Annotated in this window: 19 protein-coding genes, 1 tRNA gene and 1 pseudogene; 8 read left to right on the forward strand and 13 right to left on the reverse strand. The window is 61.0% G+C overall.

Features of this window, described 5'->3' with window-relative positions; all coding sequences use genetic code 11:
- Entirely contained in the window at window positions 1–975 is a 975-nt protein-coding gene (locus AC2A1F_RS15595) for a magnesium and cobalt transport protein CorA (RefSeq protein WP_484209707.1), read from the reverse strand.
- Window positions 976–1,062: 87 nt separating this feature from the next.
- Here AC2A1F_RS15595 and AC2A1F_RS15600 point away from each other — a divergent pair, with 87 nt between their 5' ends.
- From AC2A1F_RS15600 to AC2A1F_RS15615, 4 genes are all read left to right on the forward strand, one after another.
- The gene (locus AC2A1F_RS15600; RefSeq protein WP_484209708.1) at window positions 1,063–2,586 is read left to right on the forward strand and encodes a flavin-containing monooxygenase; all 1,524 of its coding nucleotides are present in this window, start codon (window positions 1,063–1,065) and stop codon (window positions 2,584–2,586) included.
- Between the two features lie 40 nt (window positions 2,587–2,626).
- Complete coding sequence (locus AC2A1F_RS15605) at window positions 2,627–3,394, forward strand: competence/damage-inducible protein A (protein ID WP_292632903.1); 768 nt, start codon at window positions 2,627–2,629, stop codon at window positions 3,392–3,394.
- Window positions 3,394–4,092 carry a peptidylprolyl isomerase gene (locus AC2A1F_RS15610; protein WP_484209709.1) on the forward strand — a complete coding sequence of 233 codons (699 nt, stop codon included), beginning with the start codon at window positions 3,394–3,396 and terminating at the stop codon, window positions 4,090–4,092. Before AC2A1F_RS15605 ends, AC2A1F_RS15610 begins: the two co-directional genes overlap by 1 nt.
- A gap of 64 nt (window positions 4,093–4,156) precedes the next feature.
- Window positions 4,157–4,624, forward strand: coding sequence for a hypothetical protein (locus AC2A1F_RS15615; protein WP_484209980.1), 468 nt, complete (start codon window positions 4,157–4,159; stop codon window positions 4,622–4,624).
- Here AC2A1F_RS15615 and AC2A1F_RS15620 read toward each other — a convergent pair.
- From AC2A1F_RS15620 to AC2A1F_RS15645, 6 genes are all read right to left on the reverse strand, one after another.
- On the reverse strand, window positions 4,611–4,787 hold the full coding sequence (locus AC2A1F_RS15620; RefSeq protein ID WP_484209710.1) for a hypothetical protein: 177 nt from the start codon (window positions 4,785–4,787) through the stop codon (window positions 4,611–4,613). The genes AC2A1F_RS15615 and AC2A1F_RS15620 overlap by 14 nt on opposite strands.
- A 118-nt stretch (window positions 4,788–4,905) precedes the next feature.
- Window positions 4,906–5,607: a 50S ribosomal protein L1 gene (gene rplA, locus AC2A1F_RS15625; RefSeq protein WP_484209711.1), complete on the reverse strand. Its 702-nt coding sequence runs from the start codon at window positions 5,605–5,607 to the stop codon at window positions 4,906–4,908.
- A gap of 4 nt (window positions 5,608–5,611) precedes the next feature.
- Window positions 5,612–6,043, reverse strand: coding sequence for a 50S ribosomal protein L11 (gene rplK / locus AC2A1F_RS15630; protein WP_484209712.1), 432 nt, complete (start codon window positions 6,041–6,043; stop codon window positions 5,612–5,614).
- A 167-nt stretch (window positions 6,044–6,210) separates the two neighbouring features.
- Window positions 6,211–6,750, reverse strand: coding sequence for a transcription termination/antitermination protein NusG (gene nusG, locus AC2A1F_RS15635; RefSeq protein WP_484209713.1), 540 nt, complete (start codon window positions 6,748–6,750; stop codon window positions 6,211–6,213).
- Between the two features lie 196 nt (window positions 6,751–6,946).
- Window positions 6,947–7,141 carry a preprotein translocase subunit SecE gene (gene secE / locus AC2A1F_RS15640; protein WP_292632892.1) on the reverse strand — a complete coding sequence of 65 codons (195 nt, stop codon included), beginning with the start codon at window positions 7,139–7,141 and terminating at the stop codon, window positions 6,947–6,949.
- Between the two features lie 309 nt (window positions 7,142–7,450).
- Window positions 7,451–7,526 (reverse strand) — tRNA-Trp (locus AC2A1F_RS15645).
- 67 nt (window positions 7,527–7,593) lie between these two features.
- Here AC2A1F_RS15645 and aat point away from each other — a divergent pair.
- A complete protein-coding gene (aat, locus tag AC2A1F_RS15650; RefSeq protein ID WP_484209714.1) occupies window positions 7,594–8,364 on the forward strand; it encodes a leucyl/phenylalanyl-tRNA--protein transferase in 771 nt (256 codons plus the stop codon).
- Window positions 8,365–8,399: 35 nt separating this feature from the next.
- Here the strand turns inward: aat and AC2A1F_RS15655 are convergent.
- From AC2A1F_RS15655 to AC2A1F_RS15670, 4 genes and pseudogenes are all read right to left on the reverse strand, one after another.
- Window positions 8,400–8,819: pseudogene (locus AC2A1F_RS15655) on the reverse strand (DUF2155 domain-containing protein); the annotation flags it as partial.
- The gene (locus tag AC2A1F_RS15660; RefSeq protein ID WP_484209715.1) at window positions 8,819–9,232 is read right to left on the reverse strand and encodes an NADH:ubiquinone oxidoreductase subunit NDUFA12; all 414 of its coding nucleotides are present in this window, start codon (window positions 9,230–9,232) and stop codon (window positions 8,819–8,821) included. The pseudogene AC2A1F_RS15655 and the gene AC2A1F_RS15660, both read right to left, overlap by 1 nt.
- Before the next feature lie 73 nt (window positions 9,233–9,305).
- Window positions 9,306–9,806, reverse strand: a complete 501-nt coding sequence (locus AC2A1F_RS15665) for a DUF192 domain-containing protein (RefSeq protein WP_484209716.1) — start codon at window positions 9,804–9,806, stop codon at window positions 9,306–9,308.
- Window positions 9,790–10,374: a regulatory protein RecX gene (locus tag AC2A1F_RS15670; protein ID WP_484209717.1), complete on the reverse strand. Its 585-nt coding sequence runs from the start codon at window positions 10,372–10,374 to the stop codon at window positions 9,790–9,792. The genes AC2A1F_RS15665 and AC2A1F_RS15670 overlap by 17 nt, the downstream gene beginning before the upstream one ends.
- A 146-nt stretch (window positions 10,375–10,520) precedes the next feature.
- Between AC2A1F_RS15670 and AC2A1F_RS15675 the strand changes: the two genes are divergently transcribed.
- Both AC2A1F_RS15675 and AC2A1F_RS15680 read left to right on the forward strand, forming a co-directional pair.
- Window positions 10,521–12,278 (forward strand): fatty acyl-AMP ligase, encoded by a 1,758-nt coding sequence (locus AC2A1F_RS15675; protein WP_484209718.1) that lies wholly within the window; start codon window positions 10,521–10,523, stop codon window positions 12,276–12,278.
- Between the two features lie 120 nt (window positions 12,279–12,398).
- Entirely contained in the window at window positions 12,399–12,668 is a 270-nt protein-coding gene (locus AC2A1F_RS15680; RefSeq protein WP_484209719.1) for a hypothetical protein, read from the forward strand.
- A 77-nt stretch (window positions 12,669–12,745) separates the two neighbouring features.
- On the opposite strand, the gene AC2A1F_RS15685 is transcribed toward AC2A1F_RS15680, so the two are convergent.
- Window positions 12,746–13,138, reverse strand: coding sequence for a c-type cytochrome (locus AC2A1F_RS15685; protein WP_484209720.1), 393 nt, complete (start codon window positions 13,136–13,138; stop codon window positions 12,746–12,748).
- A gap of 168 nt (window positions 13,139–13,306) precedes the next feature.
- Here AC2A1F_RS15685 and AC2A1F_RS15690 point away from each other — a divergent pair, with 168 nt between their 5' ends.
- A complete protein-coding gene (locus AC2A1F_RS15690) occupies window positions 13,307–14,698 on the forward strand; it encodes an FAD-binding oxidoreductase (protein WP_484209721.1) in 1,392 nt (463 codons plus the stop codon).
- Window positions 14,699–14,834: 136 nt separating this feature from the next.
- On the opposite strand, the gene AC2A1F_RS15695 is transcribed toward AC2A1F_RS15690, so the two are convergent.
- Entirely contained in the window at window positions 14,835–16,856 is a 2,022-nt protein-coding gene (locus AC2A1F_RS15695; RefSeq protein ID WP_484209722.1) for an ATP-binding protein, read from the reverse strand.
- Between the last annotated feature and the right edge of the window lie 246 nt (window positions 16,857–17,102).

A 17,102-nucleotide genomic window follows, 5' to 3' on the forward strand; every position in this document is an offset into this window, starting at 1 on the left:
TTAAAGCCAGCCAATTTTGCGGAAGCGCAGCCAAAGCCCGCCGCAGATGGTGATGATCACACCCCACACCGCGAAATAGCCGTAGCGCCAGTGCAGTTCGGGCAGATAATCGAAGTTCATGCCATAGATCCCGGCAATCGCGGTGGGCACGGCAAGGATTGCCGCCCACGCCGCAAGCTGCCTGGTCATCTCGCCCTGCCGATGCTGTTCAAGCAAGCCCGCCGTCTCGACAATAGCCGCCAGCGTCTCTTTCAATCCTCGCATCCGGGCCATCGCGCGGCGTACGTGATCAAGCACATCGCGAAACCAGATGCGCGCGCCCGCATCGATACAGGGCAGATCGGCCACGACCAGCCTCGCGCACACTTCCTCCATCGGCCCGATCACCCGTTCAAATCGGCGCAACTGGCGGCGTAGCCGGAAAATGCGCCGGATGACGGCCTGTTCGGGAAACACATCTATGGCCGCTTCCTCCATCTCCTGCGCCACTTCCTCCAGTCGTTCAAGCAGGGGGAGGTAGCCGTCGACGATAAAGTCCAGCACGGCATGGAGCACGTAGTCCGGCCCTTCGGCCAGACGCTCACCCTTGCCTTCAAGGTCCGCGCGCAGACCCAAATGCGCCCGGCTGCTGCCAAAGCGGACGCTGATCAGGAAACCAGGGCCAACAAAGAACGCTGTCTGGCCGTAGCCAATTTCCTCGCCAGCTTGGAGTTCTGCCGTTCGTGCGACCACGAACAGTGTTTTTCCATAGACCTCGACCTTGGGCAATTGCCGCGGGTTCAGCGCATCTTCGACAGCCAGAGGGTGTAAGCCATATTGCTGCCGGACGAGCTCCATCTCTGCCGTATCCGGTTCGCACAGGCCGATCCAGTCAAAGCTGTGAAGCGGCAGGGCAACAACGGGCTCACCGGTAAGGCCGATTGCCTGTTCGTGGGCGATACCATTGCTGTAACGGCGGGCGGCAATCACGGTCATAACACTTCACTGGCAAACCTTCGCGGCACTGGCAATCGCCTGCGAGTGTGTTAACATCACTGTAAATAGAAACCATGGAGAGAGATTGTGGGCGCACAGCAGGCCGCCATCACCGTAATTCAGCCCGACGTTGACGTCCTGATCGTCGGCGCGGGCATATCCGGCATCGGCATGGCCGCGCACATGAAGATGCTGTGCCCGGACCGCAGCTATACCATTGTGGAGCGACGCGGGCAGATTGGCGGCACGTGGGACCTGTTCCGCTATCCCGGTGTGCGTTCGGATTCCGATATGCACACGCTGGGCTTCGTGTTCGAGCCGTGGAAGCATGAAAAGTCGATTGCCGATGGCCCGGCGATTCTCGATTACCTCAACCGCATCGCTGACGAACGCGATATCCGCCGCCACATCCGCTTTGACAGCAAGGTCGTCAGCGCCGATTTCGACAGCGGCATGGCGCAATGGGTGGTGACGCTGGAAAGCGGTGACGGCCAGCGCAGCCGCGTCACCGCGCGCTGGCTCTATCTTGGGTCAGGCTATTACGATTACGACAAGCCCCACGAAGCGCAGTTCGAAGGGCGCGAGGATTTTCAGGGGCAGGTCATCCACCCGCAGTTTTGGCCAGAAAACCTTGATTATGCAGGCAAGCGTGTGGTGGTGATCGGATCGGGTGCCACCGCAGTGACGATTGTGCCATCAATGGCTGGTGCAGCCGCTCACGTTACCATGCTGCAACGCACGCCGACATGGTATGCCACCCGTCCAGCGAAGGACGGCATCGCCAACATGATGCGCAAGTTCCTGCCCGAAGAGCTGGCTTACAAGATCACACGCTGGAAAAACGTCAAGCTACAGAACTATTTCTTCAAACGCGCGCGCGCCCGGCCCGATAAAGTGCGCGATTTCCTGACCAAGAAGATCAAGGCCGCACTGGGCGACAAGTATGATGAAAAGGCGTTCACCCCGCCCTATGATCCATGGGACCAGCGCCTGTGTCTGGTGCCTGATTCAGATTTGTTCGAGGCGATCAAGGCGGGCAAAGCCAGCGTGGTGACCGACCATATCGACCGTTTCGACGCCACTGGGATCAAGCTGAAATCGGGCAAGCATCTGGATGCCGATGTGATCGTGACTGCAACCGGCCTGAAGATGGTCATGGCCGGCAAGATCGCGCTCAGCATCGATGGCAATCCGATCGATTTTGCCGACCGTTATTACTACAAGGGCGCGATGTTCTCGAACGTGCCGAACCTTGCAGCGGTGTTCGGCTATCTCAATGCATCATGGACTCTGCGCGCCGATATCAATGCGCGCTATGTATGCGATGTGTTGAACGCGATGAGGGTCAAGGACGCCGATCTGGCCGTGCCGAAGCTCGCGCCCAACCACCAGTTGGACGAGGACAATATCTACGATCTGTCGTCAGGCTACATCGAACGGGCGCGCCATCTTTTGCCCAAATCCGCCAGCGACATGCGCTGGCGGCTGAATCAGGATTATGTGCGCGATGTGGCGTGGATGAAGGCTGATCCGATCGAGGATGGTGTGCTTCAATTTGGCCAAGCGCGCGGCACAACCGTGCACAAGGCGCATATGGCAGCGGTGCAATAGCGCTTTTGCGTGAAGGTGCCATGCGGTAAGCCTTTGGGATATGACCAACGAATCCCGCATATGGACCGCCGCACTGGTTGTGGTTGGTGATGAGATCCTGTCCGGCCGCACGCAGGACAAGAATATCGCCCAGATCGCCACGTGGCTTGGCGTGCAGGGCATCCGCCTGCGCGAGGTGCGGGTGGTACCTGATGACATGGACGCCATCATCGAGGCGGTGAACACGCTGCGAGTGCGCAACGATTACCTCTTCACCACCGGTGGCATTGGGCCGACGCATGATGACATCACGGTTGATGCCGTCGCCGCCGCGCTGGGCGTTCCGGTGGTGATCCACCCCAAAGCCCGCGCTATCCTTGAAAGCTATTACACCACGCGCGGCGGGCTGAACGATGCCCGCCTGCGTATGGCGCGCGTGCCCGAAGGCGCAGACCTGATCGACAACAAGGTATCGGGCGCACCGGGCATCCGCGCGGGCAATGTATATCTGATGGCAGGCGTGCCCGGCATCACTGCGCAAATGCTTGACGGATTGACCGGCCAGCTTGAAGGCGGCCTGCCGCTGCTGTCGGCCACACTCGGCTGCTGGGTTGCCGAGAGCGAGATTGCCGACCTTTTGCGCGAGACGGAAAAGGCCTTCGATGGCGTGCAGATCGGCAGCTATCCCTTCTTTCGCGAAGGCCGCACCGGGGCAAACTTCGTGGTCCGCTCGGTCAGCGAAAGCCAGATTGCCGCCTGCGTGGAAACGCTTGAGGAAGGCCTCACCGCATTGGGCCGCACACCTGTGGCTGGCGGGATCACCACCTGATGCTGGATCGGCGGCTTGCCCTCTTGGCTCCCCTCGCCTTCGTGCTGATCGCCGCAACGCCGGTCAAGAAGCGCACAGCCGCGCCGCGCCAACCCACACCTGCCTATCCCGCACCATCGAAAGCTCCCCTGCCCGATATGGTGCGCGTGGCGCTGGAGACCGAGGCGGGACGCATCGTCGTGGAACTGGATGTGAAGCGTGCGCCTGCGAGCGCCACCAACTTCGTCCGCTATGCCGAAACCAAGCGCCTTGATGGCACGGTGTTCTACCGCGCCATGCACCTGAAGTGGGGCGAGCAGCCCAACGGCCTGATTCAGGCCGGTACGCGCGGCGATCCAAAGCGCAACCTGCCGCCCATCGCGCACGAACCGACTGACCAGACCGGCATTCTGCACAAGGCGGGCACGCTTTCGATGGCGCGCTACGCTCCCGGCACAGCTACCGGTGACTTTTCTATCATGGTGTCTGATCAGCCCGGACTGGACGCCCAGCCCGAATCCACCGACCCCGAAGCCAAGGCAGGCTATGCCGCATTTGGGCAGGTGATCGAAGGCATGGACGTGGTCCGCGCGATTTTCGATGCGCCGATCTCCGAAACCGAAGGTGAAGGCATCATGCGTGGGCAGATTCTGGCCAAGCCGGTGAAGATCATCACCGCGCGCCGCATGGCGGAACCGGTCCCTGCGCCCGCGCCCTGAAGCGCTTCTGATCGTAGCGCTGCTCGGCGGGTGCGCGGGCCCCGATCTTTCGCGCTTGGAGAACGTGCTGGCCGCCAATGACAGTGCAACAGCTGCGCTGGGGCAATGGTGCCAGACGCAGCGGATAGCTGACCCACCCGTGATCCGCGCCTTGGCTGATCGATCGGCACAGGCCCCCGCCTCACCTCAAATCCGCGCAACGCTGGGCGTAGCCAGCGATGAGCCGGTGCGCTACCGCCATGTCCAGCTTGTGTGCGGAACCACCGTGCTGTCCGTGGCGCACAATTGGTATGTCCCTGCGCGCCTTACGCCCGAGATGAACCGGATACTGGAGACGAGCGATATGCCGTTCGGCAAAGTCGTCAGCCCACTGGGCTTTCGGCGCGAACGGTTGGCGCAGCAGCGCGGGGCAATGCCGGAATGCCCCGTCGATACCCTGCTGTCGCACCGCGCAGCGCTGAAACTGCCAGATGGCCGCGCGATCAGCCTGGTAGTGGAATGCTATACCCGCGCCAATGTCAGCGCGGATTGACTGTCCAGTCGCCGACAGCGCCGACCATGGCCGCATCGGCATAGGCTTCAAGCTCACGCCAATGCCGATCCCAGCCAGGGCCGCGCTTTTCGGGCGGGATCACAGCCTCCACCTGCAATCGGGCGGCGGTCACGGGGTTCAGCGGCGCTTGGTCTTCGGGCATTGTTGGTTCCTAGCCGTGAAGCGCAGACAGAAAAAGAGCCGGAGAGGTTTCCCTCCCCGGCTCTTTTTCTGTCTTGTACCGCCTGAGGTCCCCGCCTGCGCGGGGACGCATCGGGACATTATCCGCCGTGCACTTCGGACACGTCGATCTTCAGGCCGGGGCCCATCGACGAGGACAGGCCGACCTTGCGCAGGTACTTGCCCTTGGCACCCGATGGCTTGGCCTTGACGATCGCATCGACGAAAGCATCGAAGTTGGCGCGCAGCGCTTCGTCCGAGAACGAGAGCTTGCCGATGCCGCCGTGAATGATGCCAGCCTTTTCGACGCGGAATTCGATCTGGCCGCTCTTGGCTGCCTTGACCGCATCAGCGACGTTCGGGGTAACCGTGCCCAGCTTTGGGTTTGGCATCAGGCCCTTGGGACCCAGTACCTTGCCAAGACGACCGACAATGCCCATCATGTCGGGCGTGGCGATCACGCGGCCATAGTCGAGATTGCCGTTCTGCATGTCTTCCAGCAGATCTTCGGCACCGACCTTGTCAGCGCCTGCAGCAAGCGCGGCTTCAGCCTTGTCGCCACGGGCGAACACGGCAACCTTCACGTCCTTGCCGGTGCCCGAAGGCAGCGACACCATGCCACGGACCATCTGGTCGGCGTGGCGCGGATCAACGCCGAGGTTCAGCGATACTTCAAGGCTCTGGTCGAACTTGGCGCTCTTGAGTTCCTTGAGGAGCTTGATCGCGTCGTCGATTGCATAGAGCTTCTGATTGTCACCCAGCTTTTCGTTGAGCGACTTCTGCTTCTTGGTCAGGTTGGCCACGGTCTCAGCCCTCCACCACGGTGAGGCCCATCGCACGTGCGGAGCCTTCGATGATCTTCGTTGCGGCTTCAATGTCGTTCGCGTTCAGGTCCTTCATCTTGGCCTGTGCGATTTCCGACAGCTGTGCGCGCGTGATCGTGCCGGCCGAAGCCTTGCCCGGAGTCTTCGAACCAGACTTGATGCCGGCTGCCTTCTTGATGAAGAAGGTGGCTGGCGGGGTCTTGGTTACGAAAGTGAACGAACGGTCAGCGTAAACGGTGATCACGGTGGGGAGCGGCGTGCCCTTTTCCACTTCCTGCGTGGCAGCGTTGAACTGCTTGCAGAATTCCATGATGTTTACGCCGCGCTGACCCAGTGCTGGGCCGATCGGCGGGGACGGCTTGGCTTCGCCAGCCGATACCTGCAACTTAATATAGCCTTCAATCTTCTTGGCCACGATGGGCCTCCTTTCTTCCTGTTGGCCGCCCTTGTTCAGGCCGGACCTCAGAGTGAGCGGTTAGACGCCCCGGACCATCCGAGACTCCCGCGCGGAATCACCGCCTTTTCAGGCAGCGAAGCGCGTGCCGATAGAGCTATCGGCCCGCAAATGCAAGTACTGGTGCGTCAGCCGCGAACCAGTTCGACTTCCTCGAAGCCCAGCTCCACCGGCGTTGCGCGGCCAAAGATGGAAACCGAAACCTTCACGCGGCTCTTGTCGAAGTCCAGTTCCTCGACCACGCCGTTGAACGTCGCGAAGGGACCTGCGTTGACCTTGACCGAATCGCCGATTTCGTAATCGACCACCACGCTCTTGCGCGGCTCGGCAGCGGCCTGTTCGCGCGCGCCAAAGTAGCGGGCGGCTTCCTTGTCGGAAATCGGCTGTGGCTTGTTGTTGGTGCCAAGGAAGCCGGTAACCTTGGGCGTGTTCTTGACGAGGTGATAGATATCGTCATTCATCGCCAGCTTGGCCAACACGTAGCCGGGCATGAACTTGCGCTCTACTTGCACCTTCTTGCCGCGCTTCACTTCGGTGATCGTCTCGGTGGGCACTTCCACCGCCTCGACCAGCTGCGAAAGGCCGATGCGCTCAGCCTCGGAAACGATCGCCTCTTTGACCTTGTTCTCGAAACCGGAATAGGCGTGAATGATATACCAGCGGGCCATGTTGTTCTTTCGGGTCCTGTAGGTTTCTAGTGGTCCGATTCTGACATTCGATACTGTTTGAGGCTTGGTAGCGCTCGAATGTCAAAATCTCTTCGGACCACTATCCATTAAAAGAATCTAGTGGATTTTACGATTTTGACATTTGCAGACCCATCCCATCCGCCAAGGGGCGCAAATGTCAAAATCAATCCACTAATCAGGCGAGCGACAGCAGAAACTTCACGGTCATGCCGAACAGCGTATCGATGCCAAGGAAGAACACTGCCAGTATCAGCATCATGATGCCGACAAAGATGGCGGTGGTGGTGGTTTCCTGACGAGTCGGCCAGACAACCTTGCGCGCTTCGGCTTTCACCTGGTTGAAGAACTCGCCGGGGCTGGTCTTGGCCATCGATCGAACGCCTTGCTTGCTGCGGCATCGGCCGCGTTGAAATCATTTCTTCCGCCTAGGGGAAATCGCCGCCCCGGACGGGTCCGGGAGGGGCTGACGATTATCCGATGTCGGAAGTGCCTTTGATTTAGGGGAGCAGGCGCAAAATGGCAAGTCTGATGGCACGAGATAGCTTCACGCCATTTTTCGACACACCGTCAGCGCGCGAACCGCCCTGCAATGAGAGGGCTTTTCGAGAGGGCTTTGCGCCCTTATTCGAATTTCAGATGATGAACCTGAGGCGCTTTTCGCACCCTACTACGGTAAAAATGGCAGGAGTGGGGGGACTCGAACCCACGGCCCTCGGTTTTGGAGACCGATGCTCTACCAACTGAGCTACACTCCTGTGCCGCAGCGGCCCTTAAAGGGTTGACGCGGGGGATGCAACCGACCGAAACACATTCTTGCACATTATGGCCAGAAACGATCCCCACACCATTCCGCCCGACCTTCTGCTGAAGGCCTATCGCGCCGGGATCTTTCCGATGGCGGACAGCCGCGACGATCCCGAAGTTTTCTGGGTAGAGCCGCGAATGCGGGCGATTCTGCCGCTTGATGGCTTCCATATGTCACATTCGCTGGCCCGTACCCTGCGGCGCGAACGCTTTACCGTCACCTGCAACGCCGCGTTCGAGGCAGTCATCGATGCCTGCGCTGCGCCGCGTCCGGGTGCCGAAGAAAGCTGGATCAGCACGCGAATCCGCGAAAGCTATATCGGTCTGCACGAACATGGCCATGCCCACTCGATCGAATGCTGGCGCGAGGGGCGGCTCGTTGGCGGGCTTTACGGCGTGGGGTTTGCACGGGTGTTCTGTGGCGAATCGATGTTCAGCCGCGAGGCCGATGCTTCAAAAGTGGCGCTAACCTGGCTGGTTGCAGCGTTGCGGCGAATCGGGGCAGAACTGCTCGATTGCCAGTTCACCACATCGCATCTCGCATCGCTTGGCGCAGTGGAGATTCCGCAAAGCCAGTATCTGAAACTGCTGTCAGCGGCGCAGCGGCCCTATTCGGCAGGCGAAGCCGATGGCGCGCGGGCGCTGGGTGATGCGCTCGGGCTAGGACTGGGGGCAGGTGAAGGTGCCCCGCTGGCGCTTCCAGCAGGCTTTGCTGTACTGCGGGCCGAGGCCACCGGCTCTTCTTCGCCGGGGAAGCTCATCGCGCAATCCTTTACCCAGACATCGTAGATCGGGTGCTCCACCACGTTGAGCGAAGGCGAATTGCGGAACAGCCAGCCTGAAAACACCTTGCGCCAGGCCAGCGGCTGATCAGTCGTTGCGCGCTCTTCGACAAACAACTGCACGAAGGCACCAGTCTCCGCCGGATCTTCCCACGGCGCGGTCTTCTCGCAAGTGGCCAGCTTGACGATGGCGTTGCCGATGCGGCGCGATTCGCCGCTTTTCAGCACGATGTCCTGCGTGATATTGTTGCGCTTGTTCAGGAATCCGAGGGTTGCGACGCGATCCTTGATTGGGGTGCCATATTCGCTTTCAAGCGCAGCGCCCGATACGGCGGCGGTCGGGACACTGGTAGCGACCGCTTCGGGCGGCGGTGCAGGAACGTCCTTTTCGCACCCGGAAAGCAGCAGCACGCACGCCACAGCGAGCGCAGAACTGCAAGCCGACGGTGCGACCGATGGCATCAGGCTTCCGGCACCCAGGCTTCGTAATCGCCGGTGGCAGCAGCGCGCTTTCCGCCACGCTCAAGCGCGCCTTGCGGGCGATAGGCAGTGGCAGTGCCGGTGGCGTTGGGGGTGTAATCCACTTCCCAGATGCGCGCGGGCGGCAGGTTGCTTTCTGGCACGCCATCGAACGAGCCATGGAGCCAGCCATGCCATTCAGCCGGCACGCGGCTGGCATCATTGGAGCCGTTATAGATAACCCAGCGACGTTCACGGCCGGCAAAGGGGTGGCCCTTGGGAAAGGGCTTCTTGGCGCGGTAGTACTTGTTGCCCTGCGCGTCAGTGCCGACCTGTTCGCCCTTGAGCGCGCTGTCGAGCATGGTGGTCACGGTCGCGCCATTCCACCAGGTGAAGATTTTGCCGAGGATGCTCATGACGGTTGCGCTTAGCCGTTCAAAGGGGGAGTCGGCAAGCGAGTACTGCGCCCATTTGCCTTGTGAATCCGGTTTACCATTCCACCTTGTCGCCCGGCTTTATGCCAAGCTTTGCCGCAAGGCCGCCATTGATCTCGAACACGGCCAGCGTCGGGCCCGCCGAATGCAACGGCGTTTCATCATATGGCACAGCATTGGCCGCAATGTTCAGGATGCGGCGATCAAGGCCGATGTAGATGATATCAAGCGTAATCACCGTGTTGCGCATCCAGAACGAAGCGCGATCGGGTGGATTGCGAAGGAAGATCATCGCCTCGTCATCGCCCAGGCTGGTGCGGAACATCAGGCCCTTGGCCTGTTCCGGCGCACTGCGCGCGAATTCGGTTTTGAAGACATGGCGTGTGTTGCCGCTGACCACGGTGACCGGAGCCACTTGCAGGCCAGAGATCGGATGAACCGCATCAGCCGCAGCCGCCTTAGCCGAAGCCTTCGTCCCGGCGTCCGCCGTGCCGGGTGAGCAGCCAGCCAGTATCGCAAGAGCGGCAAATGCCGCCAGTCTATTCATCTGCTTCATCGATCCACTCGTCCACTGCCTGCGCCGACACGGCATTCACCACCGCGCGCACATGTGCAAGAGGGTGTCCGGCGCGCAGCATGGCTGCGGTTTGCTTTTCCCGCAGCGCCGGGTCAAGCCTGCCACTCTCTCCAAACGGACCGAACCGCCGTTTGCGCGCCATGACCAGCGCCGCGCGCCGCCGTTCGCCTTCGCTGCCGCGCACATCTTCGCGCACCTCTTCGGCAATGCCCGCAGCGCCCAGCGCCTGATCGATCCGCCGCACGCCATAGCCGCGCCGCAGCAGGCTTTGCGCCTTGCCACGCGCATACCCGGCATCATCGACATAGCCCAATTCCACGAACCGGGCGACGATCCCGGCGATATCGGCCTCGCCCTCACCGTCCCAGCCCCGCTCACGCAGCTTGCGCTTGAGATAGTCGGCCAGTTTGCCCCCGCTGGTGGCAAAGCGCGCAACATAGGCCAGCGCCATCTCGTTCAACCGCGCAGCATTAATCGGGCGCGGAGGCTTGCGCTCGGTTGTTCGTTCGCGCTTGTGCGCCGGGTCATTGGAAGAGAAGCGCCTCATGCGCCACATTCGTGCCACAGTCGGGGTTAAATGAGAACGTCCGAGCCGTGATTGCGTGATTTTTCCATCACGGACCAGTAATGGGCCGTTCAGAAGCAGGCGCGCAGATGCCTGCAGGTCAATAGAAGAGAACATCGGGGTATCGCATGACTGTTTCGAACGCTGTCGCTGAACAGGCGACCCTCGTTCCCACACCGAATATCGACGTGCAACCACGCCGTTATGCGGACTTCGATACATTCTGCGATGCGCTGGATTATGCCGCCAAGGGCGTTCTGGGCTTCAACTTCCACGATCCGCGCGGCAATCTGGCGCGGGTATACCCCTATTCCGAACTGCGCGCAGATGCGCTGTTGGCCGCACGCAAACTGCTCGCGATGGGCGTTGCACCGGGTGACAGGGTGGCACTGGTGGCGCAAACCGGCCCCGATTTTTCGGCCATCTTCTGTGGTGCAATGTACGCAGGTGCATGGCCCGTGCCGCTGCCGCTGCCGACCAGCTTTGGCGGCAAGGAAAGCTACATCGATCAGCTTGCTGTGCAGCTTTCCAGTTCTGACCCCAAGATGCTGGTCTATCCCGATGAAATCGCCGAAATGGCAGGTGCCGCTGCGGCCCGCCAAGGCTGCGCCGGGCTTTCGTGGGACGAATTCCACGCCGGTGAGGAAAGCGCGGCCGACCTGCCCAAGCCCGATCCCGATGCGATCAGCTATTTACAATATTCCAGCGGATCGACCCGCTTTCCCCATGGTGTTGCCGTAACCCACCGCGCGCTGCTGGCCAATCTGGCAGGCCATTCGCACGGCATGAAGATCGACAACCCTGACCGCGCCGTGTCGTGGCTGCCGTGGTATCATGACATGGGTCTGGTCGGGTGCTTCCTGTCGCCCATTGCCAACGGCGTTTCGGTCGACTTCCTGAAAACCGAAGATTTCGCGCGGCGCCCGCTGGCCTGGCTCGATCTGATCAGCCGTAATCAGGGAACCACGCTGTCTTACTCACCCACCTTCGGCTATGACATTTGCGCCCGCCGCATCTCCAGCCAAAGCCATGTGGCCGACCGGTTTGACCTTTCGCGCTGGCGCGTGGCGGGCAACGGCGCAGACATGATCCGTCCTGATGTGATGCAAAGCTTCGTCAATGCCTTTGCCGAGGCCGGTTTCCGCGCCGATGCATTCCTGCCAAGCTATGGTCTGGCCGAAGCAACGCTGGCTGTGACCGTCATGCCGCCGGGTGAAGGCATCCGCGTAGAGTTGGTAGAAGAAGAGCGCCTGTCGGGCAGTCCGCGCGATCTTTCACGCCCTGCCCGCTATCGCGCCATGGTCAACTGCGGCGTGCCGGTGCTGGGCATGGAAGTGGCGATCCGGGGCGAGAGCGGCCAAGAATTGGCCCACCATCACATCGGCAAAGTGTGGTGCCGGGGATCGTCGGTCATGCACTCCTATTTCCGTGACCCCGAGGCGACAGAGGCCTGCATGGTCGATGGCTGGCTGGACACTGGCGACATGGGCTATGTCGATGAAAAGGGCTATTTGTTCATCGTTGGCCGCGCCAAGGACATGATCATCATCAACGGCAAGAACCACTGGCCGCAGGACATTGAATGGGCGGTGGAACAGCTTCCGGGCTTCCACCAGGGCGATATTGCCGCTTTCTCGGTCGAGGCGGAAAACGGCGAAGAAACCCCCGCCGTGCTGGTGCATTGCCGCGTGTCCGATCCGGTTGAGCGCGTGAAACTGCGCGACCAAATCCGCGACAAGGTGCGTTCGATTACCGGCATGAACTGCGTCGTGGAATTGGTGCCGCCGCGCACCCTGCCCCGCACCAGTTCAGGAAAGCTGAGCCGAGCCAAAGCCAAGAAACTATATCTGACTGGCGAGATCGCGCCGTATCAATTGGCTGCCTGAACCCTTCCCTTGAACCCTTCCAAGGTGTTGGGCAGAACGTGATTAAAAGAACCAAAATGGCTTGACCAAGATAGGCAATTGCGATTCCTATCCTCAACACGGTTTGGGGGGAAGGGTACAATGGCCACAGCAAAGCCACAGGAAGATGATCTGCCTCAGGAATTGTCTGGTGTTGTGATCGGGTGGGGCCACCAGTCCATTTCACGCAATATCCAGCTGACCGTGCAATCAACCGTCCGTGCAAAGCCAACCCCCGGATCGGTTGACACGCACCACCTGTTGATGACGCGCAATCAGGCCATGCTGCTGGCACAATATCTTATGCGCCTGACCGGGCAGGAAATGCCTGCACCACCCAGGCGTAGTTGGCTGCAGCGGCTGTTTGGCTGATTGCCGCTACATGCCTGCTTTATCGGCAACAGTGCCTCGCCCGCCAGCTTTCAACTGGCGGGTTCGGGATGGTGCTCTTAAGGAACCGGCTTTTTCAGGTAAGCGATCACGTTCGCGCGCTCTACTGGGTTTGAAAGCCCGGCAAAGGCCATCGAGGTACCCGGTACGACGGCCGAAGGCTTTGCCAGCCACTTGTCGAGCGTGGCGTCATCCCATTTGAGATTGGCCTTCTGCATCGCTGCAGAATACTTGAAGTTGGCGGCAGCACCAGCCTTGCGGCCAGCGACGCCGGCAAGGTTTGGCCCCATCTTCGGGCCGGCAGAAGGCTGAACGGCGTGGCAGGCAACGCAGCGCATAAACACCTTCTTGCCCGCGACCGGATCACCCTTTGCCTGCGCAAAAGCTGTTCCGCCCGCAAGTGCCGAAACCGTAAGACCTGCAATCAACACTGCGCCCGTCAATTTGCCCATCTGGAAACCTGCCCTGTTCTAAACCCGTCAAAACCTCACTGTGAGGCTCTCGACCGTATATCAAGCTCGTGCGCTTTATCCTGCCTGAACAGTTTTGCACCAGAGCCAAAACGGCGTGCGCATTCAAAAAGGTGGAATTGCCCGCTAGGTGGAGTCATGGAAACCAACATGGCTCACCCCCCGCGCCCACTGCCTCCCGGCTTTCTCGACCATCTGGCCCAGCGCTTTAGCGAGGCTTGCCAGACGGGCGAGGCGATCCGCGCGCAGCATGGGGCCAGCGAATCGCAATATGCCACCGTCTTGCCCGATGCGGTGGTCTATGCCGGATCGACGCAGGATGTGGTCGATTGCGTGAACCTGTGCCGCGAGGCGCGGGTGGCCATCGTGCCTTATGGCGCGGGCACCTCGCTGGAGGGGCATACCCTGCCGCTGGAAGGGGGCGTCTGCCTTGACCTGTCGCGCATGGACGCCGTGTTGAGCGTGAACCACGCCGATTTCGATTGCACCGTGCAGCCCGGCATCCGGCGCGAGGCGCTGAATGCGCATTTGCGCGATACCGGCCTGTTCTTTCCGATTGATCCGGGCGCAAATGCCACCATCGGCGGCATGGCAGCGACGCGGGCATCGGGGACCAACGCGGTGCGGTATGGCACGATGCGCGAGGCGGTGCTGGGGCTGGAAGTCGTTACCGCGCAGGGCAAGGTCATCCGCACCGGCAGGCGGGCAAAGAAGTCTGCCGCCGGGTATGACCTGACGCGCCTCTACATCGGGTCTGAAGGCACCTTGGGTGTCATCACCGGCATCACGCTGCGCTTGCACCCGGTGCCCGAAGCGATCCTTGCCGCCACTTGCCCGTTCGAGACTTTGGCAGGTGCGGTAGAGACAGTGGTGCAGGCATTCCATTGCAGCGTGCCGATGGCGCGGATCGAATTGCTTGATGCGATGCAGGTGCGCGCGGTGAATTTGCGCAGCAAGCTGGGCCTGCCCGAAGTGCCAACGCTGTTCTTCGAATTCCACGGCAGCGCGGCGGGCGTGGCCGAGCAGGTGGAGACGGTGAAGGCAGTGGCGGCATCCAACGGCGGCGGGGAGTTCCAGTGGGCCGCGCTGGCCGAGGACCGCAACCGCCTGTGGCGCGCGCGGCATGAGGCCTATTATGCGGCGATTGCGCTGCGCCCCGGCGCGATTGGCCTGACGACCGATGTGTGCGTGCCGATGAGCCGCCTGGCCGAGTGCATCCTTGCCACCCGCGCCGAACTGGATGTGTGCAGTGTGCCCGCTACCATCGTCGGGCATGTGGGCGATGGCAATTTCCACCTGATCTTCTCGATTGATCCGAACGCGCCAGAGGAGATGGCCGAGGTCGAAGCGCTCAACCACCGCATGGTCGCCCGCGCACTGGCGATGGACGGCACCTGCACCGGCGAACACGGCATCGGCATTGGTAAGCAGCAGTGCCTGATCGACGAACTGGGCGAAAATGCGGTGGACGTGATGCGCATGGTCAAGCAGGCGCTGGACCCGGACAACCTGTTCAATCCGGGTAAGATTTTCCGCATCTGAGCAAGCCCACCCCCAACCCCTCCCGCTTGCGGGAGGGGAGTTGACAGCTCTGCTTTCGCCCTCCCGCTTGCGGGAGGGCCGCGAGACTTACTGAGCGATAAGCGAAGTTAGTCGCAGCGGGGTGGGCATTGGGGCCTCACTCCATCTCAAGAATGATCGCATCTACGGCCAGACTATCGCCCGCCTTGGCGTTGACCGCCTTCACCTTGCCCGCCTTCTCCGCGCGCAGGATGTTTTCCATCTTCATCGCTTCGACCACGGCCAGCGGCTGCCCCGCTTCCACCGTGTCGCCCTCGCCGACGTTGAGCGTGACGAGCAGGCCCGGCATCGGGCAGATCAGGAATTTGGACAGATCGGGCGGGATCTTTTCGATCATGTGCTGCGTGTAAGGCGCGATGTGGGCGGGCAAGACCTGCACGTGCTGGATCGCGCCGCGCGTCGTCAGCTTGAAGCCTGCGCGGGTTGGTTCAACCTTCACCGACAGCGGCTTGTCATCGATCTCGCAATGCACGATCCGGTCGCCTGGCGTGTATTCCAGCGCGAGGTCGATGGCCTTGCCGTCCACTGTCACTTCATCTTCGTCGAGTGTGACCGCATAAGTCGTATCGCCGATCTTCACCGCCCATTCGTAGGGCGGATCAAGCTCGTCGCCCAATTGCTGGTCCACGCGGCGGGCACGGTCGGCGCGGGCGGTGGCGAGGAAGCCTGCCAACGCTGCCAGCGTCTGCTTCAATTCGTCAGACGTGGCCGCGCCGTGGAAGCCTTCGGGATATTCCTCGGCAATGAAGCCCGTGGTCAATTCGCCCGAGCGGAAGCGCGGGTGCTGCATGATGGCATTGACGAAATCGACGTTATGGCCAAGGCCTTCGATCTCGAACGCATCAAGCGCTGCGATCTGCTTGTCCGCCGCTTCATCGCGCGTAGGCCCCCAAGTGATTAGCTTGGCGATCATCGGGTCATAGAACATCGACACTTCGCCGCCTTCATAGACGCCATCGTCCACACGAACGCCGTCCACACCGCGACGGCCATTAGCCTGCCCATCGTCGGTCCAACCTGCCAGTGGCGGCTGATAGCGGATCAGGCGGCCGGTGGAGGGCAGGAAGCCGCGATAGGGGTCTTCGGCATAGACGCGGTTTTCGATGGCCCAACCGTCGATCTTCACGTCATCCTGCGTCATCGCCAACTTTTCGCCAGCGGCCACGCGGATCATCTGCTCGACAAGGTCGATGCCAGTGATGGCTTCGGTGACGGGATGCTCTACCTGCAGGCGGGTGTTCATTTCGAGGAAGTAGAAGCTCTCGCCTGAGGGGTCCGCGCCCGAAACGATCAATTCCACCGTGCCTGCCGAATGGTAGCCGACCGCGCGTGACAGCGCGACGCACTGCTCGCCCATCGCCTTGCGCATCTTGGGTGTTACGAACGGCGAGGGCGCTTCTTCCACCACCTTCTGGTGGCGGCGCTGGATCGAGCATTCACGCTCGTTCAGGTAAAGAATGTTGCCGTGCTTATCGCCCAGGATCTGGATTTCGATGTGGCGCGGGTTGAGGATGAACTTCTCGATGAACACGCGATCATCGCCGAACGAGTTCAGCCCTTCCCGCTTGGTTGCTTCAAAGCCCTCGCGCACGTCCTGCTCGGAATAGGCAAGGCGCATGCCCTTGCCACCGCCGCCAGCAGAGGCCTTCATCATCACCGGATAGCCGATCTCTTCCGAGATGCGCACGGCGTGTTCGGTATCCTCGATCTCGCCCACGAAGCCGGGGACGACGTTCACGCCAGCTTTCATCGCCAGCTTCTTGGATTCGATCTTGTCACCCATCGCGGCAATGGCATTCACCGGAGGCCCGACAAACGCGATGCCCTCTGCCGCCAGCGCCTCGGCGAACGAAGTGCGTTCGGACAGGAAGCCATAGCCGGGGTGGACCGCATCTGCGCCCGTCTGCTTGCATGCCGCGATGATCTTGTCGGCTATCAGATAGGACTGCGCAGCAGGTGCCGGGCCGATGTGCACGGCTTCATCGGCCATCTGCACGAACGGCGCGCGAGCATCCGCATCGGAATAGACGGCAACGGTCGCAATACCCATGCGGCGGGCCGTCTTGATCACACGGCAGGCAATTTCACCACGGTTGGCGATGAGGATTTTCTTGAACATTCAGCGAGACCTATTGTTGAGCCAGTAAACTGCCCCGCAAAGAGCAACAAGCAAGGAAACAAGAAATACAATCGCAATTGCCTCTCTGAATTCACAAAGAGCTGTTGGATTGCTTGCATCAGGAATTCCGCAGATGTGCCAATTCGTTTCCGCATAGTCCAAAGCGGAAATACCTAGGAACAACCAGCACGCGACGATCACTAATACGATGAAGGCGAAGCGCAAAAAATTCATCTCGATGCCCCT

This window comes from Novosphingobium sp. HNCC26BN242 (assembly GCF_057180525.1).